Annotated in this window: 19 protein-coding genes and 1 pseudogene; 7 read left to right on the plus strand and 13 right to left on the minus strand. The window is 67.8% G+C overall.

What is annotated here, in order from left to right; all coding sequences use genetic code 11:
- Position 1: 1 nt before the first annotated feature.
- The 10 genes from murD to dinB form a co-directional block, all read right to left on the minus strand.
- Positions 2–1,603 (minus strand): UDP-N-acetylmuramoyl-L-alanine--D-glutamate ligase, encoded by a 1,602-nt coding sequence (gene murD, locus AC1DB8_RS08435; protein ID WP_476892752.1) that lies wholly within the window; start codon positions 1,601–1,603, stop codon positions 2–4.
- Positions 1,585–2,694: a phospho-N-acetylmuramoyl-pentapeptide-transferase gene (gene mraY / locus AC1DB8_RS08440; protein WP_175321598.1), complete on the minus strand. Its 1,110-nt coding sequence runs from the start codon at positions 2,692–2,694 to the stop codon at positions 1,585–1,587. Before mraY ends, murD begins: the two co-directional genes overlap by 19 nt.
- Entirely contained in the window at positions 2,691–4,214 is a 1,524-nt protein-coding gene (locus AC1DB8_RS08445; RefSeq protein WP_476892753.1) for a UDP-N-acetylmuramoyl-tripeptide--D-alanyl-D-alanine ligase, read from the minus strand. The genes mraY and AC1DB8_RS08445 overlap by 4 nt, the downstream gene beginning before the upstream one ends.
- A gap of 6 nt (positions 4,215–4,220) precedes the next feature.
- Entirely contained in the window at positions 4,221–5,876 is a 1,656-nt protein-coding gene (locus AC1DB8_RS08450) for a UDP-N-acetylmuramoyl-L-alanyl-D-glutamate--2,6-diaminopimelate ligase (protein ID WP_476892754.1), read from the minus strand.
- A gap of 113 nt (positions 5,877–5,989) precedes the next feature.
- Positions 5,990–7,792, minus strand: coding sequence for a peptidoglycan D,D-transpeptidase FtsI family protein (locus AC1DB8_RS08455; protein ID WP_476892755.1), 1,803 nt, complete (start codon positions 7,790–7,792; stop codon positions 5,990–5,992).
- Positions 7,793–7,837: 45 nt separating this feature from the next.
- Entirely contained in the window at positions 7,838–8,509 is a 672-nt protein-coding gene (ftsL, locus tag AC1DB8_RS08460) for a cell division protein FtsL (RefSeq protein WP_441418886.1), read from the minus strand.
- A complete protein-coding gene (gene rsmH / locus AC1DB8_RS08465; RefSeq protein ID WP_441418887.1) occupies positions 8,506–9,507 on the minus strand; it encodes a 16S rRNA (cytosine(1402)-N(4))-methyltransferase RsmH in 1,002 nt (333 codons plus the stop codon). The genes ftsL and rsmH overlap by 4 nt, the downstream gene beginning before the upstream one ends.
- 185 nt (positions 9,508–9,692) lie before the next feature.
- The gene (mraZ, locus tag AC1DB8_RS08470) at positions 9,693–10,121 is read right to left on the minus strand and encodes a division/cell wall cluster transcriptional repressor MraZ (protein ID WP_056740915.1); all 429 of its coding nucleotides are present in this window, start codon (positions 10,119–10,121) and stop codon (positions 9,693–9,695) included.
- A gap of 352 nt (positions 10,122–10,473) precedes the next feature.
- Entirely contained in the window at positions 10,474–10,845 is a 372-nt protein-coding gene (locus AC1DB8_RS08475) for a DUF3040 domain-containing protein (RefSeq protein WP_175321592.1), read from the minus strand.
- A 319-nt stretch (positions 10,846–11,164) separates the two neighbouring features.
- Positions 11,165–12,391: a DNA polymerase IV gene (dinB, locus tag AC1DB8_RS08480; protein ID WP_476893024.1), complete on the minus strand. Its 1,227-nt coding sequence runs from the start codon at positions 12,389–12,391 to the stop codon at positions 11,165–11,167.
- A 97-nt stretch (positions 12,392–12,488) separates the two neighbouring features.
- Between dinB and AC1DB8_RS08485 the strand changes: the two genes are divergently transcribed.
- Both AC1DB8_RS08485 and AC1DB8_RS08490 read left to right on the plus strand, forming a co-directional pair.
- On the plus strand, positions 12,489–13,016 hold the full coding sequence (locus tag AC1DB8_RS08485) for a hypothetical protein (RefSeq protein WP_476892756.1): 528 nt from the start codon (positions 12,489–12,491) through the stop codon (positions 13,014–13,016).
- A complete protein-coding gene (locus AC1DB8_RS08490) occupies positions 13,013–14,107 on the plus strand; it encodes a polyprenyl synthetase family protein (RefSeq protein ID WP_476892757.1) in 1,095 nt (364 codons plus the stop codon). The genes AC1DB8_RS08485 and AC1DB8_RS08490 overlap by 4 nt, the downstream gene beginning before the upstream one ends.
- A gap of 113 nt (positions 14,108–14,220) precedes the next feature.
- On the opposite strand, the gene AC1DB8_RS08495 is transcribed toward AC1DB8_RS08490, so the two are convergent.
- Entirely contained in the window at positions 14,221–14,574 is a 354-nt protein-coding gene (locus tag AC1DB8_RS08495) for an Rv2175c family DNA-binding protein (protein WP_441418891.1), read from the minus strand.
- Positions 14,575–14,889: 315 nt separating this feature from the next.
- On the opposite strand from AC1DB8_RS08495, the gene AC1DB8_RS08500 reads away from it, so the two are divergent.
- Both AC1DB8_RS08500 and AC1DB8_RS08505 read left to right on the plus strand, forming a co-directional pair.
- Positions 14,890–16,278 (plus strand): lytic transglycosylase, encoded by a 1,389-nt coding sequence (locus AC1DB8_RS08500; RefSeq protein ID WP_476892758.1) that lies wholly within the window; start codon positions 14,890–14,892, stop codon positions 16,276–16,278.
- 104 nt (positions 16,279–16,382) lie between these two features.
- On the plus strand, positions 16,383–18,512 hold the full coding sequence (locus tag AC1DB8_RS08505) for a protein kinase domain-containing protein (RefSeq protein WP_476892759.1): 2,130 nt from the start codon (positions 16,383–16,385) through the stop codon (positions 18,510–18,512).
- A 110-nt stretch (positions 18,513–18,622) separates the two neighbouring features.
- Here the strand turns inward: AC1DB8_RS08505 and AC1DB8_RS08510 are convergent, their stop codons facing one another.
- Positions 18,623–20,071: a class II 3-deoxy-7-phosphoheptulonate synthase gene (locus AC1DB8_RS08510; RefSeq protein WP_441418894.1), complete on the minus strand. Its 1,449-nt coding sequence runs from the start codon at positions 20,069–20,071 to the stop codon at positions 18,623–18,625.
- Between the two features lie 65 nt (positions 20,072–20,136).
- On the minus strand, positions 20,137–20,877 hold the full coding sequence (locus tag AC1DB8_RS08515) for a lysophospholipid acyltransferase family protein (protein WP_175321586.1): 741 nt from the start codon (positions 20,875–20,877) through the stop codon (positions 20,137–20,139).
- A 111-nt stretch (positions 20,878–20,988) separates the two neighbouring features.
- Between AC1DB8_RS08515 and AC1DB8_RS08520 the strand changes: the two genes are divergently transcribed.
- The 3 genes and pseudogenes from AC1DB8_RS08520 (at position 20,989) to AC1DB8_RS08530 (ending at position 23,176) form a co-directional block, all read left to right on the plus strand.
- Entirely contained in the window at positions 20,989–21,816 is an 828-nt protein-coding gene (locus AC1DB8_RS08520) for an alpha/beta hydrolase (RefSeq protein ID WP_476892760.1), read from the plus strand.
- Positions 21,817–21,830: 14 nt separating this feature from the next.
- Positions 21,831–22,634 (plus strand): alpha/beta hydrolase, encoded by an 804-nt coding sequence (locus AC1DB8_RS08525; RefSeq protein WP_476892761.1) that lies wholly within the window; start codon positions 21,831–21,833, stop codon positions 22,632–22,634.
- A pseudogene (locus tag AC1DB8_RS08530) lies at positions 22,627–23,176 on the plus strand (hypothetical protein). Before AC1DB8_RS08525 ends, AC1DB8_RS08530 begins: the two are co-directional and overlap by 8 nt.

Below are 23,176 nucleotides of genomic sequence, written 5' to 3' on the forward strand. Positions count from 1 at the left end.
GCTACTCCTCGGTGGTCTGAGCCTGCCCTTCCACGAGCTCGCGGACAGCTTCGATGAAGGCGTCGCCACGGTGAGCATAGGAAGAGAACTGATCCATGGATGCAGCTGCCGGGGCCAGAAGCACAGTGTCCCCCGAGGTGGCCAGCTGTGCCGCCGACGCGACGGCCCGTGCCATCACGGTCTCGCCGTAAATTGGCGAGGGGCCTGCATCGGCGTGGGCCGTTTCGGCAGTCTGCACGTTTTCAGTGTCACCCTTGGCCTGGCCGATCACGGGGACATCCGGCGCGTGTCGCTGGAGCGAGGCCAGCAGGCCGGACGAGTCCGTGCCGATCAGCACCACAGCCTTGAGCCGGGCGGCGTTGTCCCGGACCAGTGAGTCGTAATTCACACCCTTGGACAGGCCGCCGGCGATCCACACCACGTTCTGGAAAGCGGACAGCGAGGCGGCCGCGGCGTGCGGGTTCGTGGCCTTGGAGTCGTTGATCCAAAGCACGCCTTCGTGGCGGGCGACCGGCTGGATGCGGTGGTCCCCCGGCAGGTAGTTCTGCAGCCCCTGGCGAACGGCGGACGGCTCCACCCCGTAGGCGCGCACGAGGGCGGCCGCGGCGAGGGCGTTGGCAACCATGTGCCGGGGCGCCACGGGTCCGAGGTCGGACATTGCCGCCAGTTCGGCGGCGCTGTCCTTGCGCTCCGGGATGAAGGCGCGGTCCACAAGCAGGCCTTCGACGACGCCGACCATGCTGATCGCCGGGGTGACGGTTGTGAAGCCCACCGCGCGGCAACCCTCGACGACGTCGGCGTCTTCCACCATGCGCTCGGTTTCAATCTGCTCGGCGTTGTAGATGCACGCCTTCTGTGTGCGCTCGTAGACCTTGGCCTTGTCCGCCAGGTAGGAGTCGTAGGAGCCGTGCCAGTCCACGTGGTCTTCGGCGACGTTCAGGCACACGCTGGCGACCGGCGACACGGAGTGGCTCCAGTGCAGCTGGAAGCTCGAGAGTTCGACGGCGAAGACGTCGTAGTCCACCGGGTCGCGGAGGGCGTCCAGGATCGGCGTGCCGACGTTGCCGACCGCGATCGCCTTGAGTCCGGCGGCCTGCAGCATCGATTCGGTCAGGCCGACGGTCGTGGTCTTGCCGTTGGTGCCGGTGATGGTGAGCCAGTCGGCCGTCTTGCGGCCCTCGCGTTCCCGGACCCGCCAGGCGAGTTCGACGTCGCCCCAGATCGGGATGTGTGCCCGTGCGGCGGCGGCCAGCAGGGACTGGTCGGGCCGCCAGCCGGGCGAGGTAACGATCAGTTCGGGCTTCTCGCCGTCGACCCTGGGCACCGACGCGACGGCGTCGTCGCCGAGCAGTACGTCCGCGGCACCGACGATCCGGAGGGTGTCCGCCTGGGCGCGCGCCTTCGCGCTGTCCGCGGCGTCCACCACGACCACCCGGGCGCCGAGTTCGATCAGGGTGTCGGCGGCGGCGAAACCGGAGATGCCGATGCCGGTGACGACCACGCGGAGGCCGGCCCAGTCCGAGTCCCAGCTGGTCAGCGCGTCCAGCCGCGGGGACGTGGCCAGCGGCTCGGGAATGTTCCCGCTCACAGCAGCACCACCCATTCGGCGTAGAAGATGCCCAGGCCCGCGGCGACGAAGAGCCCGCAGAGGATCCAGAACCGGACCACGACGGTCACTTCCGCCCAGCCCTTGAGTTCGAAGTGGTGCTGCAGCGGGGCCATCTTGAAGAACCGTTTGCCCTTGGTGATCTTGAAGTAGCCGACCTGGATGATGACCGAGAGGGTGATCAGGACGAAGAGGCCGCCGATGAAGGCGAGCAGCAGTTCGGTCCGGGACAGGATGGCGAAGCCGGCGACGGCGCCGCCAATGGCCAGCGACCCGGTGTCACCCATGAAGATCTTCGCCGGCGAGGTGTTCCACCACAGGAACCCGACCAGCGCGGCGCTGAGGATGGCGGCAAGCAAGGCGAGGTCGAGCGGGTCACGCACGGTGTAGCAGCCGGCGCCGGCCTGCCGGGGCGAGCCGCAGGCCTGGTTGCTCTGCCAGATCCCGATGATCGTGTAGGCCCCGAAGACCATCACGGAGGCGCCCGCGGCCAGGCCGTCCAGGCCGTCCGTGAGGTTTACCCCGTTGGTCGCTGCGGTGACAATCAGGTTGGACCACAGCACAAACAGGATGGCGCCCAGCACGGTGCCGCCGAACGCGAGGTTCAGCCACGGGATGTCCCGCACCAGCGAGATCTGGTACGACGCCGGTGTGACGTTGTTCTCGTCCGGGAAGTTGAGGGCCAGGACCGCGAAGATGATGCCGACCGCGGCCTGCAGGATCAGCTTGGCCTTGGCATTGAGGCCCAGGCTGCGCTGCGCGGAAATCTTGATGAAGTCGTCCAGGAACCCGACCAGGCCCATGCCGACCATGAGGAAGAGCAGGAGCAGGGCCGAGGCGGACGGCCCCGGCGACCGGGGGTTCATCATCCACATGACCAGGTGCGTGATGCCGTAGCTGACCAGTACCGCGACCACCACCACCGTCCCGCCCATTGTCGGCGTGCCGCGCTTGGTGTGGTGCGAGGTGGGTCCGTCGTCCCGGATGAATTGTCCGTAGCTCTTGCGGACCAGGAAGCGGATGAAGAGCGGGGTCCCCAGGAAGGAGAGCAGCAGGGCCAGACCGGAGCCCATCAGCAGTGCGATCACAGCAGCGCACTCCCTTCAGTGGCGGTTCCGGCGGCGGATTCAGCAGCGTTTCCGGCCGAGCTTCCGGCCGGCGCGTCCGGCGCATGTGGGGGTAATGCTATCCGATCCCCCAGATGGCGCAGCCCGATGCTGTTGGAAGACTTGAAGAGGACGAGGTCACCGGGCTCCAGTTCGGAGCGCAGGATTTCGTAGGCCTCGTCCGCGGTTTCGGCAAACAGGCATTCGTCCCCCCAGGAGCCCTCGTTGACGGCCGAGACGTAGAGCGCTCGGGCCTCGCGTCCGATTACCAGCAGCCGGGAGATGTTGAGCCGGACCACCTGGGTGCCGACGGCGGTGTGCTCCCGGATGGAGTCCTCGCCGAGTTCCAGCATCGCGCCGAGCACGGCCCAGGTCCGGCGGCCACGGCCCAGGTCCGCCAGCGTCCGCAGGGCGGCGCGCATCGATTCGGGGTTGGCGTTGTAGGCGTCGTTGATGATGGTCACGCCGTCGGGCCGTTCGGTGCGTTCCATCCGCCAGCGGCTGGCAGCCGCCTGGGCGCTCAGCGAGGCGGCGATCTGCGCGCCGGGGATTCCGGCGGCGTGGGCCGCCCCGGCCGCGGCGAGCAGGTTGCCCACGTGGTGGGCCCCGATCAGCTTGGCCGAGACGTGGTGCCGCGCGCTCTCGCCCGGAAGCAGGAGGTCGAATTCAGGGCTTCCCCCGGCGTTCAACTCGACGTTTTCGGCCTGGATGGCGGCCTGCTGGCCGCCCCGGGCGGGCTGGGCGGAGAAACCGCGGACCGTCGCGGAGGTCCGCGCGGACATCGCAGCCACCCTCGCGTCGTCCAGGTTCAGCACGGCCGTGCCGTCGGCGGGGAGGGCCTCGACCAGTTCGCCCTTGGCCAGGGCGATGTTTTCGACGCCGCCGAATTCACCGGCGTGGGCCGTGCCGACGGCCAGCACCACACCGATCTCCGGGCGGACCATGTCCGCGAGGTAGCGAATGTGCCCGACGCCGGTGGCGCCCATCTCGATCACGAGGTAGCGGGTCTCATAGCCGGCCTTGAAGACGGTCAGCGGAACGCCGACCTCGCCGTTGTAGGAACCCTGGGGCGCCACCGTTTCGCCGTGTTCGGCGAGGATCCCGGCCAGCAGGTCCTTGGTGGTGGTCTTTCCCGCGGACCCGGTGATCCCGATCACGGTGAGTTCCTCGCCGCGGGCTGCGCGGCGGGCACGGATCCTGCGCACCGCTTCAGCAGCGAGGGCGCCCATGGCAAGGACCGAGTCCGCAACGACGACTGCGGGGAAATTCTGCCCGTCAGCGGCGGCGACGTCGCGCTCCACTAGGGCCAGGACGGCACCGCGTTCGAAGGCGGCGGCCACGAAATCGTGCCCGTCGGCGGCCTCCCCCGGCTTGGCCACATAGAGGGAACCCGCCGTGGCCTCGCGGGAGTCGGTCACCACAGAGCCGGGCGTGAGGCCCGGTTCGGCGGCCAGCCGGCCGTTGGTTATTTCGGCGATTTCCGCCGCTGTAAATGCAATCATCTCGGTTTAGGACTCTATCCGCTGGTCATCGAGAACGGTGAATCCTCGTACTGTCAAGGCGGTCCGCAGCTCCACCCGGTCATCGAGCGCCAGGTTGACGCCCTTGACTTCCTGCCAGACCTCGTGGCCGCGCCCGGCAACCAGGATGGTGTCCTCCGGGCCGGCGAGTTCCACCGCCTTGCGGATGGCGGCGTCGCGGGGGAAGACCTCCAGGACCGTGCAGCCGAGGCCCTCCGCGGTTTTGGCCTCGATGGCTCCGGCCATCACGTCGGCGCGGATGGCCGCCGCGTCCTCATCGTGCGGGTCGTCGTCGCTGACGATCACGATGTCCGCAAGCCGGGCCGCAATCGCTCCCATCGCCGGCCGCTTGCCCTGGTCGCGCTGGCCGGTGGCGCCGAAGACGACGATCACCTTGGACCCCGGCGTCTGGGAGCGCACTGCCTCGAGCGCCCGGGCGAGGGCATCCGGGTTGTGGGCGAAGTCGACCACGGCGGCCGGAGCCGTCGCAACGAGCTGCATACGGCCGGGGACGGCCACGGTGAAGGGGTCCGCGCTGTCCAGGGCGGCTTGCACCTCGGCCGCGGAGATACCGGTGGCGAGCACCATGGCCGTGGCCAGGGCGGCGTTGGCGACATTGAAGCTGCCGGGCAGCCCGGTGTGCAGGCGCAGTTCGGTACCGTCCCGGTGGCGCAGGCCAAACTCGGTGCCGAGGCCGCGCGGCTGTGGGTCCACAACCCTCCAGTCCGCTCCCGGAGCAACCGCTTCTGCGGCGTCGGAGCCCGTGGCGAGCGTGGTGACGGGGATGCCGGCGTCAGCGGCCAGCTTTCGGCCCCACTCATCGTCAACGGTCACGACGGCGGCACGGGCGCGCTCTGCCGTGAAGAGCCGCGCCTTTGTCTGGAAGTACTCCTCCATGGTCCCGTGCAGGTCCAGATGGTCCTGGGTGAGGTTGGTGAAGCCGGCGACGTCGAACACCACGCCGTCGACCCGGTGGAAGGAGATGGCGTGCGAGGAGACCTCCATGGACGCGGCGTCCAGGCCGCGTTCGCGCATGAGGGCCAGCAGGGCGTGCACGTCCGTCGACTCGGGGGTCGTCAGGAGGCTGGGGATCGCTTCGCCGCCGGCCAGGATCTCGATGGTCCCGATCAACCCGGTCTTTTTGCCCAGCGCCTGGAGCAGGGAGTTGATGAAGTAGGTGGTGGTGGTCTTGCCGTTGGTTCCGGTGACGCCGAACAGGGCCGGCGCCGCGGCGTGTTCCGGCCGGCTCTGGTAGATCAGCGCGGAGAGGCGCCCGACCAGGCTGCGCGGCTCATCGGCCAGCAGTACCGGCACGGAGATGTCGTTGGAGAGCGCCAGGAGGCGGGCGCCGGCGTCGTCGGTCAGTACCGCGACGGCGCCGGCGTCGACCGCCTGGGACACAAAGTCCGCGCCGTGCCGGGTGGCGCCGGGCAGGGCGACGTACAGGTCCCCCGGCTGGACGGCCCGGGAGTTCAGCGAGATCCCGGTGACCGGGACGGCGGCGGAGGAGCCGGGTACGACGACGCCGATCCACTCACCGATGGTTTCGAGCGGCACCGCGGCAACCGCCGTCGGCCGGAACGCCGAAGTGGAGTCCTGGCCGGACGGCGCGGCGGCCGCGTCCTGGGCATTGAGCTCTGACAAGGGGATCTCCGTTTGCGGTACTGGGGCAGCGTGCGCCGCGCGCGGAGGATTGCCCCGCACGCAGGCCCTGCTGCGTGGAACTGGTTGTTGCTGCTGACTCGTGAAGCTGGGTGCTACTTGGCGTACTGCGGCAGCCTGACCGGTTTGCCGGTGGACGGCTCAACGTTGTACGTGCGCAGCGTCTGGCTCATGACCGAACGGAACACGGGTCCGTTCGTGATGCCGTAGATGCTGCCCTTGGGCCGTTGCAGGACCACTTCAACAATAAACCGCGGATCGTCCATCGGCGCCATCCCCACCATCGAGGCCGTGTAGCCGCAGAAACCCGACTTGCCGTCGTCGCACGGCGACTCGGAGGTGCCGGTCTTGGCGCCCACGCGGTAACCGTCAATCGCGGCGTCCTTGATCTCGCCTTCGGTGACGGCGCTTTCCAGGATGTCGCGGACCTGCTTGGCGGTGTTCTTGGAGACAACTTGGCGGGTGGGCTTGGCCGGGACTTTCTCTTCGGTGCCGTCCGGGTTGATGTAGCTGTCGATCAGGCGCGGCTGGACCATGACGCCGTCATTGGCGATGCTCTGGTAGGCGCGGACCGTCTGCAGCGTCGACTGGGCCACGCCCTGGCCGAAGAGCACGGTGTATTGCTGGCGGCCGTCCCATTGGTCGGCCGGCGTGAGGATGCCTTTGGACTCGGCGGGCAAGCCGATGTCCGGTGCCTCGCCGATGCCGAACTTTTGCAGCCAGTCGTGCCGTTTTTCCTTGCTGAGCCGCCGGCCCACCATGACCGTCCCGGTATTCATGGAATAGCCTACGATGCCCGCCAGGGTCCTCTTCTCGGTGCCGTGTTCGAAGGCGTCGGTGAACGTCTGGCCGTCCACCGTGTAGCTCGGCGGGATGATGAATTTATCCAGCGGCCGGGCGGTGCCCTCCTCGATGGCGGACGCGGCGGTGATCATCTTCTCCACCGAGCCCGGCTCGTAGGCGGCGGTCACCGCACGGACTCCGCGGTCCTTGGCGGCGACCTTGCCTGGATCATTGGGGTCCGGCGCGTCGGTGTCGGCCATCGCGATAATGTTGCCGTTCTTGGCGTCTGAGACGACGATGATGCCCCACTCCGCGCTGAGTTTGTCCTTCTGGCTTTGGATGGCCTGCTGGGCAAAGTACTGCAGGTCCGAGTTCAGCGTGAGCTTGATGTCCTTGCCGTTGACGGCCGGCGTGAACTGGTCCACGCCCACCGGGATGCGCAGCCCGTCGGCGCCAATCTCGAACAGCCGCTTGCCCGCTGTGCCCTTGAGCACCTCGTCCTGGGTCTGCTCCAGCCCGGCCTGGCCGGTGGTGCCGTCCTTGAGGAAGCCGACGATTCCGCCCGCCACCGAGCCGTTGGGGTAGACCCGCTTGCTGGTGCCCTCGGTGACGATGCCGGGCACCTGGAGTTTGGAGATGCGGTCCTCGACGTCGGGCCTGATGTCCTTCGCCACGATGTAGTAGCGCGACGTCCCGGTCACCGCCGCCTTGAGGTCGTCTTTCTTCATGCCGAGCACGGTCGCGAGCTCTTCGATGCCCTGGTCACGCGGGATCTTGACGACGGTGTCCTTCCCGTCGACCTTCTCGAGCCGCGGGAAGGATTCGGTGTTGGTGTTGACGGTCTGGTCAACCACGACGTTGTAACGGATCACACTGCTGGCCAGGACGGTGCCGTTGGCGTCAAGGATGCTGCCGCGCTCCGCGGGCAGCTCAATCGGCTTCAGCCGGTTCTTGAGGGCTGCCTCAGCCATGCCGCCGACGTCGAGGCCCTGCACCAGGAACAGCTTCCCGCCCACTACCAACAGGAGCGTGAGCATGATGCCCAGCCCGAGCCGCAGTCGCCGCGTGGCGCTCGGCGTCTTGCCTGTCCGTGCCTTGCCGGTGTTCTGCGCCACGATATTTCCTTGCTGCTTGCCTGGGCTGGTGGTCGGTCCCGTCGGCTATTTCCCGGGGACCTTCTGCGCGGGGGCGGGAACGGAGCCGCCGTACAGGTTCACGGACAGGGCGGGCGCCCGGACGGCCGGAGCCTTTGCAGCGGGCACGGCCGGTGCACCGCCTGCAGCTGCCGGAATGCTCGCGGCCGGCTTGCGGCTCAGGAGGGGTTCATTCGCCGTGGCGGCCGGAACCACATTGACCTGGCCGGCAACGGCCGGCGCGGCAATGACGGCACCGGGGGCGTCGCCCTTGACGGCGGGCTTGGCCTGGCCGGTCACCGCGAGGGTGGACAGGTCAATCTGGCCCTTGACCGTGGAGGCCACCATGCCCAGCTCCGTGGCCTTGGCAGCCAGGTTCTGCGGGGCGTCAAAATTCTGCACCTGCTGGGTGAGGTCCTGGTTCTGCTTGGTCAGCGTGGACTGCTTGGCCCGCAGCTCCACCAGCTGGTACTGCGCCGAGGAGACGGAGATGTTCAGGACCAGCACCGCCATCAGCGCAAGGGCCAGAATTCCGAAGCACATCACGACGAACGGTGCCCGGCGCTTGCGCGGAACGGAGCGGACGACGGAGAGCGGAGTGCGGGACTTGCGTGCGGGCGCACCCGGGTGCAGGTCCGGGAGGGCACGGGCCGTGGCAGCTGTGGCAACGGGGAAGCTGTTGACGGCGGCGGTGCTCATGCGACTCTCCTGGCTTTGATGCGTTCCACGGCGCGGAGCCTGGCGGAGGCAGCGCGTGGGTTTTCTGCGATTTCTGCGGCGGTGGGCACCTCGGTGCCTTTCGTCAGGGTCTTGAGTTCGGCTTTATGTTCCTCAAGCTCCACCGGGAAACCGAGCGGGGCCGAGGACTTGGAACCGGCCTGGAAGACTCCCTTGACGATCTTGTCTTCCAGCGAGTGGTAGGACATGACGACGACGCGGCCGCCGAGGGCGATCGAGGCCACGGCCGCCGGAATTGCACGCTCCAGGACCTCGAGTTCCTCGTTGACCTCGATCCTGAGGGCCTGGAAGGTCCGCTTCGCGGGGTGGCCGCCGGACTTGGCGGCACCGGAGGGCACCACGGCGCGGATGGTCTCGACAAGTTCCCCGGTGGTAGTGAAGGGCTTTTCGGCGCGGGCGGCGACGATCCGGTTGGCGATCCGGCCGGCGAACTTCTCCTCGCCCCACTTCCGGATGATCCGGACGAGGTCTTCTTCGCTGTAGTTGTTCACGACGTCGGCGGCGGTCTGGCCGCGGCTGGTGTCCATCCGCATGTCCAGCGGCGCGTCGAAGGAGTAGGCGAAGCCGCGTTCGCGCTCGTCGAGCTGCAGCGAGGAAACGCCGAGGTCCATCAGGATGCCGTGGACTTCGGTGAAGCCAAGGTCTTCGAGGACCTCAGGGATTTCGTCGTACACCGCGTGGACCAGGTCGATCCGGTCCGCGAAAGGCTTGAGGCGTTCGCCGGCCAGGGCGAGAGCCTCCTCGTCACGGTCGATGCCGATCAGGTGCAGGTCCGGAAACCGCTGCAGCATGGCTTCGGAGTGGCCCCCCATGCCGAGCGTCGCATCGACGACGACGGGCGTCTCGCCGCGGCGTCGCGCTTCTTCGAAAGCCGGTGCCAACAAATTGATGCACCGGTCCTTGAGGACCGGTACATGGCGTTCGGACGTAGGCTTCGCCTGGTTGGAGTCTTCGCTCATGCCTGCGTCCTTTCGTTGCGGGAAGTACCTGTCGGGTGGTGTGCTTCTTGGTCCAGATCCCCATCCGCGCCTACCCTGCGGCCCGCCTGGCTCCGGGGAAGTGAGCCAGGTGAACTGCCGGATGGGCGGCTGGAGATCTCGATCAAGAAACGGTTGGTGCTGATGGTGCCGGCGCCTGCGGGGCTTCAGAGAATCCCCGGGATGGCGTCGTCGGTTTCCGAGAAGGCTGTTTCCTTTTCGGCCAGGTACTCGTTCCAGGCCTGGGCGTCCCAGATCTCCGCGCGGGTGCCGGCGCCAATGACGGCCAGTTCCCTGCCGAGACCTGCGTATTCCCGGAGCGCCGGCGGAATCGTCACGCGCCCCTGCTTGTCAGGTACCTCGTCGGAGGCTCCAGAGAGGAAAACGCGGATGTAGTCACGAGCCTGCTTGGAGGAGATTGGAGCCTCCCGCATCTGCTCGTGAACCCGGCCGAATTCCGCCTCGCTGAAGACGTAGATGCAACGTTCCTGGCCCCTTGTGAGAACCAGGCCGGCGGCAAGTTCCTCGCGGAACTTCGCCGGGAGGATGATTCGACCCTTTTCGTCCAGACGTGGCGAATGAGTGCCGAGAAACACGGCCCACCGCCTGTCTGTTGTAGGAAGTCCAACGTCCCCTGTGCTGCCACTACCCTCTTACGTCCTCCACATTACTCCACTTCGCTCCCCCGTCAACGACATCGGGGACATTTTGGAGCAATTTTGGGCGAGTTTTCAAACAAATGTCCGTTGCAAATAAAGGGAAGCGTCAAAAGTGGGGCGCAGTGGAGGGATTTGCCCCGGGGAGGCCGGGCAGCCGGAAGGGCACCTACGCAGCAGTCGATGCCCGCTTAACGGCAAAAGACCCGCCGAAGCGGGTCTTTAGGTGCCTACCGGAGGTCGCGGTGGGGCGGAATGGAGGGGCGGTTGCGGCGACGGAACCGGGAACGTGTCAGGCGTCCCCGCGGTGCCTTTCCTCCCACCGCTCCTCCAGGTTGCTCATGAAGGAACTGCGCGGCTTGCCCGGCTTCCTGCCGGCGGCTCCGGACTTGGATTTGCCGCCCGCGCTGCGCATGGTCGCGAAGTAAACGCCGGCACCCATGACGACGAAGCCAAGGACACCCACGATGATGCTCTGCAACGAGACGCCCAGCAACAGCAACAGGATGCCAGCGAGGGCACCGAGGACCCCGATGACCAGATGACGGGTGGACCAGGAGCGACCCGGATCCGAGCCCATCGAGCTGGCAAACTTGGGATCGTCCTCGTGCAGCTGCTTCTCAAGTTGCTCAAGCAACTTCTGTTCGTGCTCCGAGAGCGGCATCACGACCTCCTTAAGTCGACCAACGTCCAGATTTGACGCGGTCCTTGTCCCTAAAACCCTAACGACCGGGATGGCCGGCTGGTTCCTTGTTTCCCGTCATTGGTGAAATAAGGATCCGCGGTTCCCTGAAAGGTGTTTAGTTGGCATGGCCGGCAACCCGAACGTTCGATCCAGTCGTTCGAAAACTATGTATATCTAAGGATAGATTGTTGCGCCCTGTTCTGAAAGACGCTAGGCCCGGCTTCGCGGCGCCTGCCCGCCCCTTGGACGCAGCCCCGCCAGTGCCGACCGGGACGGCCTGCGCCCGTGCACTGCCAGCTCACTCGGCGGCGGGCCCCGGGTCAAGCAACCGGGCCGGGAGAACCGACTTGTTGCCGAACTTGCGGGTGACGCGGTCCAGGGCCTGCTCGGCGGCGCGCCAGTTGTCATCCCGGCGGTCCAGGCTGAGTTGCAGCGGCGCCTGGGCGGCTTCCTCGAGCTGCTCCGCCCTAATCCCCACGAGGCGCACGGTCATGGGCCGCTGGCCAACGGACTCGAGCAACTGCACGGCGACGCCGTAAAGCAGCTGGGCGCTGTCAATGGGCGTGCTGACGGTGCGGCTGCGGGTAATTGTGGAGAAGTCCGCGTAACGCAGCTTCAAGGCAACCGTCCTGGCATGCATCCCGGCGCTCCGGAGCCTTTCCGCCGTGCGGTGCGAAAGCCGGAGCAGCTCGCGGTGCAGCAGGGCGTCGTCGGCGGTGTCCACCGCAAAGGTCTCTTCCGCCCCGATGCTCTTTTCCAGCCGGACCGGCGTCACCGGCCGGGGGTCGATCCCCCACGACAGCCGGTAGACGTGCTCCCCCGTGGCGCCGAGGATCTTGCGCAGTGACGGCAGCGGCGTTGCGGCGACGTCGGCGACCGTCCGGATCCCCATCCGGGCGAGCACCTCCACGGTCTTGGCACCGACTCCCCAGAGGGCGTTGACCGGCAGGGTGTGCAGGTAGGGCACCGTCTCGTCCGGACCGATCAGCAGCAGGCCGTCGGGCTTGCACCGGGTCGAGGCGATCTTGGCGACGAACTTGCTGGCCGCGATCCCCACCGACGCCGTGATGCCAAGCTCGCCCTCGACCCGGCGCCGGATCAGTTCGCCGATGTCCCGGGGCGGACCGAGCCGCCGGATGGCGCCTCCGACGTCGAGGAAGGCCTCGTCGACGCTCAGGGGTTCCACGAGGTCGGTGATCGATCCGAAGATGGCCATGATCTGTCCCGACACCTCGTAGTACAGCTTGTGCCGCGGTTCGATGATGACGGCGGAAGGGCACATCCGCGCCGCCACCGCCATGGGCATCGCTGACTTGACCCCGAACTTGCGGGCCTCATAGGAAGCCGAGAGGACCACCGAGCGGTCCGCCGGATAGCCCACGATCACCGGGCGTCCCTTGAGCTCCGGACGGGTGCGCAGTTCCACCGAGACGAAGAAGGCGTCCATGTCCACGTGCAGGATGCTGCTGCGCCGGAGTTCGCGAAGGCCCGCCTCGCTGTATTGTGTCCCGCTGTGTTTATCGATGTGATTTTCCCTGTCCGGCCCCACGCATCAATCCTATGCGCAGGTACTGACTAAACTGGAGGCTGGATCCGGCGTCAACACCAGGAGGAATGTCCCCGTGAAGGTTATTGGAGAGCGCAAACGCGCCGTGACGGCCGTGGCCGCCGCCGGCGCCTTGCTGGCCCTGGCCGCGTGCACCCCCGGCCCGGGAGCCCCGTCGCCTTCGGCGTCTGCGCCCGGGGCGCAGTCCACCGCCCAGCCCTCCACCACGGCCCCTCCCAGCCCGTCCGCCGAGCCCGGCACCTCCGCCACTGTGGGTGCCCTGGTTGCGGGCTTCCCCAAGAAGCTGCTGCCGGTCATGCCGGGCGCACAGGTGGAATCCAGCAGTTTCGACAAGAACGGTGCTCCCGCGACCGTAGCCCTGGTGGCGAAAATCACCTCGCCGGCGGCGGGAGTGGTCGCGTACTACAGCAAGAAACTGGAAAGCCAGGGCTTCAAGGCAGTCCCCGGCGGCACCGTCGGTTCGGTGGCGTCCAAGGACTTCCTGCGCGGGGACAATGAAACCGTGAATCTCGCCGTCGTCGAGGCCGCCGGGGTCTCCACCTTCACGATCGGCGCCAACGTCGCCGCCGAGTCCGTCAAGTGAGCCTGGCCGAACAACTGCGGGTTGAGCAGACGGACTTCGTGGCCGCCGTCGCCGGCAAGCTGACCGACTTCCTCACCGCCCGCACCACGGTGATGTCCGCCATTTCCCCCGACATCGACCCGCTGATGGGGTCCATCTCCAACCTGGTCACCGGCGGCAAGCGCCTCCGGGCCCTGATGTGCTACTGGGGCTGGCGTGGGGCCGGGGGCGGCGCCGGAGCCCGCGAAGTGGTCACGGCCGGCTCGGCGCTGGAGCTGTTCCAGGCCGCGGCACTGATCCACGACGACATCATTGACCGCTCGGACACCCGCCGCGGCGGCCCCAGCGTGCACCGCCGCTTCAGTGAACTGCACGCGAGCCAGGGCTGGGCCCTGGATCCCGAGCGCTTCGGCCACGCGGCGGCGATCCTGACCGGCGACCTGTGCCTGTCCTTCAGCGAGGAATCGTTCACCGAAATCGGCGACCGGGCCGCCTCGGGCAGCCAGGCCCGGCTCATCTTCAACCTGATGCGCGCCGAAGTCATGGCCGGCCAGTACCTGGACATCCTGGAAGAGGTGGCCGGGCCGCACCGAGACCGTGCCGGCGCCGTCAGCCGCGCCCAGTCGATCATCCGCTTCAAGTCGGCCAAGTACTCCACCGAGCATCCGCTCGCGCTGGGCGGCGCCCTGGCCGGCGCCTCCGACGAGTTGCTGCGCGGCTACTCCGCGTTCGCCCTCCCCCTGGGCGAGGCTTTCCAGCTCCGCGACGATGTCCTGGGCGTCTTCGGCGACCCGGTCACCACCGGCAAACCGGCCGGTGACGATCTCCGCGAGGGCAAGCGTACGGTACTGGTGGCCTTCGCCCTCGACCAGGCCGCGCCGGCGGAATCGAGCTTTCTCGACGCGAAGCTGGGCAGCCCGGACCTGAGCACCGCCGACGTCGAGGAGATCCGCCGCATCATTGTCGACTGCGGGGCACTGCAGGCCACGGAGGTCCTGATCGAGGAATTCGGCCATGCCGCCTTCGACGCCTTGGACCTGCTGCCGCTGGAGGAGCTGCCCAAGACCGCGCTCCGGAAACTGGCTGAGGCCGCCGTCAGCCGCACCGCCTAAACGCAAGGCCAAAACACGCAGGCAGACGAAAACGGAGACGAAAAAGGCCGTGGACAGCGGGATCCGCCGTCCACGGCCTTTGCCGTATTACCAGAGCTTACTTTTGGGCCGTACTACCAGGCCATGGTCTGTGCCCGGCGGCGGATTTCGGTTTTGCGCCCTTCGCGGAGGGCATCGATCGGACGGCCGCGCAGGGACTCGTCCGGCGTGAACAGCCAGGTGATGAGTTCTTCATCCGAATAGCCGGCGTCGGCGAGGACAACAATTGTGCCCTTCAAGCTCTCCACCGGGTGGCCGTCCTGGATGAACGCCGCGGGCACGGAACGGATCCGCCGGTCGCCGATGCGCACTGCCGCCAGCGCGCGCTCGTCCAGCAGCGCATGAACCTTAGTGATGGAAACGTTCAGCAGCTGGGCTACGTCGGGCAGGGGCAGCCATTCGCCTACAAGGCTTTCTACAGTACTCACGGATCAAGATTGCCATGCCGGGGCGGAATGCGCCTAGTCAGCCACGACCCAATAATGCGACCGCTTAACCCGGCGTATAAAAGGGACTGCGAAATGGCCGCCGGCGCGGACGCCTTCGCGGGCCCCGGCCGGGGCCCCTGGGCCGACACTCCCAATAGCCGCGTTGCAGAATGTCAAACAGTTCTTGTGCTAATTCGCAATTCATGAGAGATTCGCATAGATCACATTTGTAACTGCAGTATCTTCAGTCACACTGGTAACACCAGTAACACTGTCTGTGCTGCAGGGTTCGCCGCTGAGAAGAGGATCTTTCCCATGACGACGTCACGTTCGCCAAAGCCCAACCCGAGGCCCGGCCTCCCGCTGATTGCGGCGACGACGGCGGCTCTCCCCGCCGTCATGCTCTCCTCCTTGGCGATCGCACAGCCCGCTGCTGCCGAATCCCGCCCCCGGGCGATCCCGGCGACGCTGGCGGCGGCCATGAAGGCGCAGGGTCAGGCCGCCGTGGCACTGCCCTCGGCTCGGATTCCGGCAACCGAGGTTGCGGTAGCGCTGCCGACCGCGTTCCGCCCCGCCAAGGTCGCCGCACCGGCCCAGTACACGATCGTCCGCGGCGATACGATCAGCGCGATCGCCCGCAAGTTTGGACTGAGCACCCAGTCCGTCCTTACGCTGAACAAGCTCCGCGCCAACTCCGTGATTTACCCTGGCCAGAAAATCAAGCTCACCGGCGGCCCCGCCGCGAAGGCAGCTCCGGCCAAGGCAGTCCCGGCGAAGGCTGCTCCGGTCCGGTCCGCCGGCAGCGTTTACACGGTCAAGTCCGGCGACACCCTGAGCGGCATTGCCGCCCGCCACGGGGTCAAGCTGTCGGACGTGTTCAGCCGGAACGGGCTCAACATGCGCTCGGTAATCCACCCTGGCCAGCGGATCAACATCGGCGCCGCCGCGGCAGCACCCGCGCCGGTCCGGACCGCGGCGCCGAAGCCCGCCCCCAAGCCCGCCCCGGCCCCAGTCAGCTCGGGGTCCTACACGATCAAATCCGGTGACACGCTCTCCGGTATTGCCGCCCGGCACGGCGTAAAGCTCTCCGCCGTCCTGTCGGCGAACCGGCTGACCATGAGCAGCATCATCTACCCCGGCCACAAGCTCGTCATTCCCGGTGCCGGCACCGGGACCTTGAAGCCCGCCTCAAGCCAGCCCGCGGCGACCGTGACCCCGCTCGTGCCCAGCACGTTCCTGGGGTTCAGCTACCCGAAGGCTGTCGTCAGCTCCGCCAACCAGAACAAGGCGCTGCTGAATGCCTCGCCGGTTCCCACCCGCGAGCAGATGAAGCAGATCGTGGCGGACACCGCACGCCGGATGGGTGTGGCGCCGTCGCTGGCCATGGCGTTCGCCTACCAGGAGTCCGGCTTCAACCACCGCTCGGTGTCCCCCGCGAACGCGATCGGCACCATGCAGGTCATTCCGTCCTCCGGAGGGTGGGCCTCGGAACTCGTGGGCCGCAAGCTGAACCTGCTGGATCCGTACGACAACGCCACGGCCGGCATCGCCATCATCCGCCAACTGGTCGCGACCAGCAAGAACCTGGACTACGCCATCGCGGGGTACTACCAGGGCCAGTACTCGGTGAGCACGAAGGGCATGTACGAGGATACGAAGGCCTATGTGGCGTCGATCAAGGCGCTGCAGAAGACCTTCAGCTAGAACCGCCAGCATCGCACGGGGCTGAGACCTCCGTCGCGTAACGATACGGGTCCGGGTTGCATGTCAATCCGGGCCCGTTTCCGTGCAGAGCTTAGGATCAAAGGGTGCAGGAATACACATCGGACGCTCTCGTCGGGACCCTGGTGGACAACCGGTACCTGATTCGATCCAAGCTGGCCCGAGGCGGGATGTCCACGGTGTACCTCGCCACCGACCGGCGGCTCGAGCGGGACGTGGCGCTCAAGGTCCTGCATCCGCACATGGCCGGAGACCCGCAGTTCCTGGACCGGCTGGGCCGCGAAGCCAAGGCCGCCGCCCGGCTGTCGCACCCGCACGTGGTGGGCGTCCTGGACCAGGGCGACGACGGCCCGCTGGCCTACCTGGTGATGGAATACATCAAGGGGCACACGCTGCGGGACGTGATCAAGGAAAAGGGAGCCCTCACGCCGAGGCTTGCCCTGGCGCTGATCGACCCGGTCGTGGAAGGACTCGGAGCCGCCCACGCGGCCGGCCTCATCCACCGCGACGTCAAGCCCGAGAACGTGCTCATCGCCGACGACGGCCGGATCAAGATCGGCGACTTCGGGCTGGCGCGGGCGATCACGACGACGACCAGCACCGGCGCCCTGATCGGGACCGTCGCCTACCTCTCCCCCGAGCTCGTGCTGGGCCAGCAGGCCGACGCCCGCAGCGACATCTATTCACTCGGGATCATGCTCTACGAGATGATCACCGGTCGGCAGCCGTTCGACGGCGAGGTTCCCATCCAGGTCGCCTACCAGCACGTGAACTCGACCGTCGGGCCGCCGTCGGCCCTGGTCCCGGGGCTGGCCGAAGAACTCGACGAGCTCGTGCAGTGGTGCACGGCGAACGACCCGGACAAGCGCCCCGTCGACGGCAATGCATTGCTCTTCGAACTTCGACACATCCGCACCAACCTCAGCGACGCCGACTTGGACCTGCGGCCCCCGGCCGCCCTTGCGGCGCCCGTTGCCGGCGCCGCGGCGGCAGGCCCCGGCGGTTCCACATCCGGGCGGCCCGCGACGGAACCCCGCCCGGCCGCCGCTGAGGCACACACGGAATTCCTCGGTGGCCTCCAGCAGCCCACGGAAGTCATCAACCGCGGCAGCAACCCCACCACCGTCCTCGCCGGCAGGTCACGGCCCGGCGCTTACGGTCCGCTCGCCGCGCCGGAGGAACGAGAGTTTGGCGCCTATCCTGAGGATGCTCCGGACGGCCGTCCGGAGCCTGCAAGCAAGCGTGCACAACGCAAGCAGGACCGCGAGGAGGAAAAGGCGCGGCAGCGTGCTGCCGCGACCCCCAGCCGAAGCCTCCGGGCGGGCAACCCACGGCGCCGGGGCCTGGCCTGGATCCTGGTGCTGGTCCTGGTGGCGCTGCTCGCGGCCGGCGCCGGTTGGTTCTTCGGCATGGGCCCGGGGTCTCCGGGGACCATTCCGCAGTTGGCCAACAAGACCGTGGCCGAAGCACAGCAGCTGCTCCGCACTGCCGGTTTCGAGTCGACCACCCGGGACGTCTTTGACGACGACACGTCCCCTGGCCTCGTGGTCGGCTCGGAGCCGCAGGCGGGTCAGGTGGTCCGGAAATTCCAGTCCGTCTCGCTGGCCGTTTCGAAGGGTCCGGAGCTGTTTCCCCTGCCCCAGCTGACGGGCAAGTCGCTCGATGCGGCGAAGACGGCCCTCAATGGCGCCGGCATGGCGCTGGGCCCCGTCACCGAGCGCTACGACGAGGCCGCGGCGGCTGGAACCGTGCTGGCCCAGAAGCCGGGCAAAGGCACCCCCGCCAAGCACGGGACAGCCGTGGGGCTGACGGTCTCCAAGGGGCCGCGGCCCATCCCGGTGCCCGAGCTGCGCGGCAAGGACCAGGAGACCGCGGTGAAAACGCTGGAAGCCGCCGGGCTCAAAGCCGTCGTCGCCCCGGAAGCCGTTTTCGACCGGGAGGTGCCAAAGGGCGCGGTTGCCGGCCAGGACCCGGCCACCGGGAATCTCACCAAGGGCGGCGCCGTGACCCTGACGATCTCCAAGGGACCGAAATTCGTCCAGGTCCCGGACGTGTTCCGCAAGCCGGAGGAGGAGGCGGTGCAGGCCCTCAAGGATGCCGGCTTCGAGGTGAAGGTCAACTACGCCTTCGGTTCATCCGTGCTGGGCCTGGTGGCCGGCCAGGACAAGACCGGGCGGCAGCCCGAAGGCTCACTCGTCACGATCACCGTGACCTGACTTCTGCCAAATAAGTAAGAGCTCCGCCCCGGCTGGAAACAGCCGGGGCGGAGCTCATACTGCCTGTGGCGTCGCCGCCTGCGGCATCGGCCCGTGTCGGCCGGCGCGGCTTAGCGCTTGGCGAGGGCTCCCGCCACCAGGAACGCCATTTCGAGGGACTGCATGTGGTTCAGCCGCGGATCGCAGACGGATTCATAGCGGTCCAGGAAGGCGTCCTGATCGATCGGGTCGGCGCCGCCGAGGCACTCGGCCACGTCGTCGCCGGTCATTTCCACGTGCAGGCCGCCCGGAACGGTGCCGAGGCCGTGGTGCACCTCGAAGAAGCCGCGCACCTCGTCGATGACGTCGTCGAAGTTGCGGGTCTTGTAGCCGTTGGGCGAGGTCACCGTATTGCCGTGCATCGGATCGGTGACCCAGAGGACCTGGGCGCCGGAGGCGGTGACGCGCTCGACGATGGGAGGCAATTTCTCGCGGATGTTGCCGGCGCCCATCCGGGTGATGAAGGTCAGGCGGCCGGGTTCCCGGTTGGGGTCAAGCTTGTCGATCAGGCGGAGGGCGTCCTCGCCGGTGGTCGAGGGGCCCAGCTTGACGCCGATCGGGTTGCGGACGCGGGAGAGGAAATCGACGTGCGCGTGGTCCAGTTCCCGGGTGCGCTCCCCGATCCACAGGAAATGCGCCGAGGTGTCGTACGGCAGGCCGGTTCGCGAGTCGATGCGGGTCAGGGCCCGCTCATAGTCCAGCAGCAGCGCCTCGTGGCTGGCGTAGAACTCGACGCGCTTAAGCGCCTCGAAGTCCGCGCCGCAGGAGGACATGAACTTGATGGCCCGGTCGATGTCGCGGGCCAGGGATTCGTAACGCGCGTGCGCCGGGTTCTCGGTGAAGCCCTTGTTCCACTGGTGCACCAGCCTCAGGTCGGCGAAGCCGCCCTGCGTGAACGCCCGGATCAGGTTCAGGGTCGATGCCGAGGTGTGGTACGCCTTGAGCATCCGGCTGGCGTCGTGCGCGCGGGACTCCGGCGTGAAGTCATAGCCGTTGACGATGTCGCCGCGGTAAGCCGGCAGCGTGACGCCGTCGCGGGTTTCGTCGTTGGACGAGCGCGGCTTGGCGAACTGGCCCGCCATCCGGCCCATCTTGATCACGGGCATCGCCGCGCCATAGGTGAGCACGACGGCCATCTGCAGGATGGTCTTGACCCGGGCGCTGATCTTGTCCGCCGTGGCGGCTTCGAAGGTCTCCGCGCAGTCACCGCCCTGGAGCAGGAACGCCTTGCCCTGCGCGGCCGCGGCGAGCCGTTCGCGCAGGATGTCCACTTCGCCGGCGAAGACGAGCGGCGGCAGCACCGAGAGTTCCTTGACCGAGGCCTCAAAGACTGCCGCGTCGGACCAGCTGGGCTGTTGCGAGGCAGGCAGCTCCCGCCAGTGGTCCAGTCCCGGATAGTTGGCGGCGCCGCTCTGGGCCGTGCTCGTGAAAGCAGAACCGGCAAAAGCGGAGCCTGCGGGGGCGGGGCCCGCCGGCGTGGAGTTGTTCAGGGACGTCGAAGGCGCAGATAGCTCAGTCACCCTCTAAGGATAGTTGCCTCCGCGTTGAACGGCGGCGCCCGGCGTCATTGACCGCGGGCGGCCCGTCACACAGTTCCGGGCGTCTCCGGTTCCTGGCCGGCGCCGGCCTCCGGTGCCTCGGTGGCTTTCCCGGCGAGACGCAGTTTGACGACGGCGGCGTATTCGTCGACGTATTCCTGGCCGGAGAGCCGCATCAGTTCGTACATGATTTCGTCCGTTACGGAACGCTGGATCAGGCGGTCGTCTTCCATGCCGTAGTAGCGGCTGAAGTCCAGCGGTTCGCCAAAGATCATCCCGATCCGGCGGATGTTGGGCATCCGCTTGCCGATGGGCTGGACCTTGTCGGTGCCGATCATCGCGACCGGGATCACCGGGACCCGGGCCTGCAGGGCGAGCCGGGCGACCCCGACCTTGCCGCGGTACAGGCGGGCGTCCGGACTGCGGGTGCCTTCGGGGTAGATGCCCAGGAGCGAACCGTTCTTCAACACATCCATGCCGGCATCAAGCGAGCGGGCGGACGCCGCTCCCCCGGACCGGTCCATCGGCAGCTGGTTGGTCAGCCGGAAGAAGGCGGCGGTCAGTTTGCCTTTGATTCCCTTGCCGGTGAAGTACTCGGATTTCGCCAGGAACACCACCGGCCGGGGCACCATCAGCGGCATGAAGATGGAATCGGAAAAAGAAAGGTGGTTGGAGGCCAGGATCGCGGCGCCCTCGGCCGGAACATTGTCCAGGCCTTTGACCCACGGCCGGAAGAGCGTCTTCAGGACCGGCCCAAGGACGAACGTCTTCATGAACCAATAAAACACGTGGTGTACCTCTCCGGCAGGCGTCTGGCCGGCCCTTCTTCGGACCCGGCCAGGACTTCAGTGACACCCTACTCTAGTGAGTTTTGTCGGGAACAGTGACACGATGGGCTCATGAGCGAAAGCAGCACTCCAGTGGCGCCTGCCGCTTTTCGCTACCCCGGCCACGGCGCCAATGCGGGCACCGGCGTCGCGATCTGCCATGGCTTTACCGGTAGCCCCCTGAGTGTGCTTCCCTGGGCCGAGCACCTGGCCTCCCTCGGGTTCGCCGTCTCCGTCCCGCTGCTGCCCGGCCACGGCACCGACTGGCGGGATCTCGCCCGGCACGGCTGGCAGGACTGGTACGGCGCCTTCGAGGCCGCGTACCTGGACCTGGCCGCCGGAACCCGCTCATGCTTCGTGGCGGGCCTGTCCATGGGCGGAACCATCGCGCTGCGCACCGCTGCCCGCCACCGCGTGGCCGGCGTCGCCGTCGTGAACCCCGGGCTCAGTTTCTACGACCGCCGGGTGCGCTACATCGGGGTGCTCAAGTACCTGCAGCGCACCACCGTCCCGCTCCAGGAGACGGAGTCGACGGCGGCCGCCACCCAGGACGGCGACTACTCACTGACCCCGCTCGCGGCCGTCCACCAACTGCGCAAGCTCTTCACCGCGACACTGCGCGAACTGCCCGCCGTCGACGCTCCGGCTATCGTGTTCAAGTCCGACACGGACGCGGTGGTGCCGCCGACCTCGCTGGAGCTGCTCCGCGGGCGCCTCGGATCGCCGGACCTTACGGTGGTCCCGCTGCCGTCCAGCGGCCACGTTGCAACGCTCGACGTCGACGCTCCCGTAATCTTTTCGCAGTCCGCCCGCTTCTTCCGGGAGCACGCGGCCCCGTCCCCAGCCCAGTCCACTGTCCCCGCAGGCCCTCAGCAGCCAGTAAGAACTGAGCAGCCATGAACCACGGAGCATCCATGAGCACAGCCGCCGACCACTCGCCGTACAGCAGTCCGTTCACCGGATCCGGTCCCCGGACCGGCGTCGTGGTCTCCCATGGGTTCACCGGCAGCCCGCACGGCGTCCGGGCGTGGGCCGAGTCCCTGGCCGCGGCCGGCTACGCGGTCCGGATGCCGCTGCTGCCCGGGCACGGCACGAGCTGGCAGGAACTGGCCCGGACACGCTGGCAGGACTGGCATGCCGGGCTCGACGCCGCCTACCTGGAACTGGCCTCGGAGTGCGACCACGTCGTGGTGGCCGGGCTCTCGATGGGCGGCGCCCTCGCGCTGCGGCTGGCGGCCACCCGCCCCGTGGCCGGGGCGGTGCTGGTGAACCCCGGCCTGGTCATCGATGATCCCCGCGCGCCGCTGGCCGGGATCCTGAAATTCGTGCTGAAGAGCACCCCGGCGATCGCCAATGACATCCTCAAGGAGGGCGTGGATGAAGGCGCCTATCCGCGGACCCCGGTCGCGGCGGCCCACGAGCTGAACAAGATGTTCAAGGACACCCTGCGGCTGCTGCCCCGGATCACGGCCCCGGTCCGGGTCTACCGGTCCACCGTGGACCACGTCGTTTCCGACGCCAGCCTGGCCGCCCTGCGCCGCGGACTGAGCAACGCCCCGCTGGAGGTCATCCGGCTGGAGAACAGCTACCACGTGGCTACCATGGACAACGACGCGCCACAGATCTTCCGCGGCACAGCGGAGTTCATCCGGTCGGTCGTGGAAGGGCCCAACCCGGGCGCCGCCGGTGCCAGCCAGAAAGAAACGGCAGATGACTAGATTCGACCCGGGCTCGCCGGACCCCGATTCCCCGGACTCCAGCGCCAACGAGGACGACGCTGTCTGGCTGGATCTGGTCGCCAGGCTGGAGGGCACCGACTCCGGTCCGGCCGGCAGCGCCGACGCCGGAAGCCCCGCCGCGCGGACGTTCCGCGACTTCGACCCGCTGGGCCTTGCGGCACCGGCACCGGCACCGGTCGAACCCCCGGCCGGCGGCCGGGCGGCCTCGCTGGGCGGGAGTGACGACGCCGCGGCCGGCCAGGGCGCCTCCGGGCCCGCGGGACTACGAGCCGGACGACGACGACGGAGCGTTCGTCCCCGAAGAGCCGCCCAGCCTGGCCGGGTCCGACCCGCTGACGATGCTCGCATGGCTGGGCGCCGTCGGCGGCCCGATCGCGCTGATGCTGTCCGCCATTTTCTGGCGGAGCGCACCGCTGCTGGCGGTCGTCGGCATGGTGGTCGCCTTCGCGGCGTCGGTGGTGTTCCTGATCATGAAGCTGCCGCAGGAGAAGGACGAGAACGACGACGGGGCCCGCGTTTAG

It is taken from the genome of Arthrobacter sp. 10N410, from assembly GCF_056394945.1.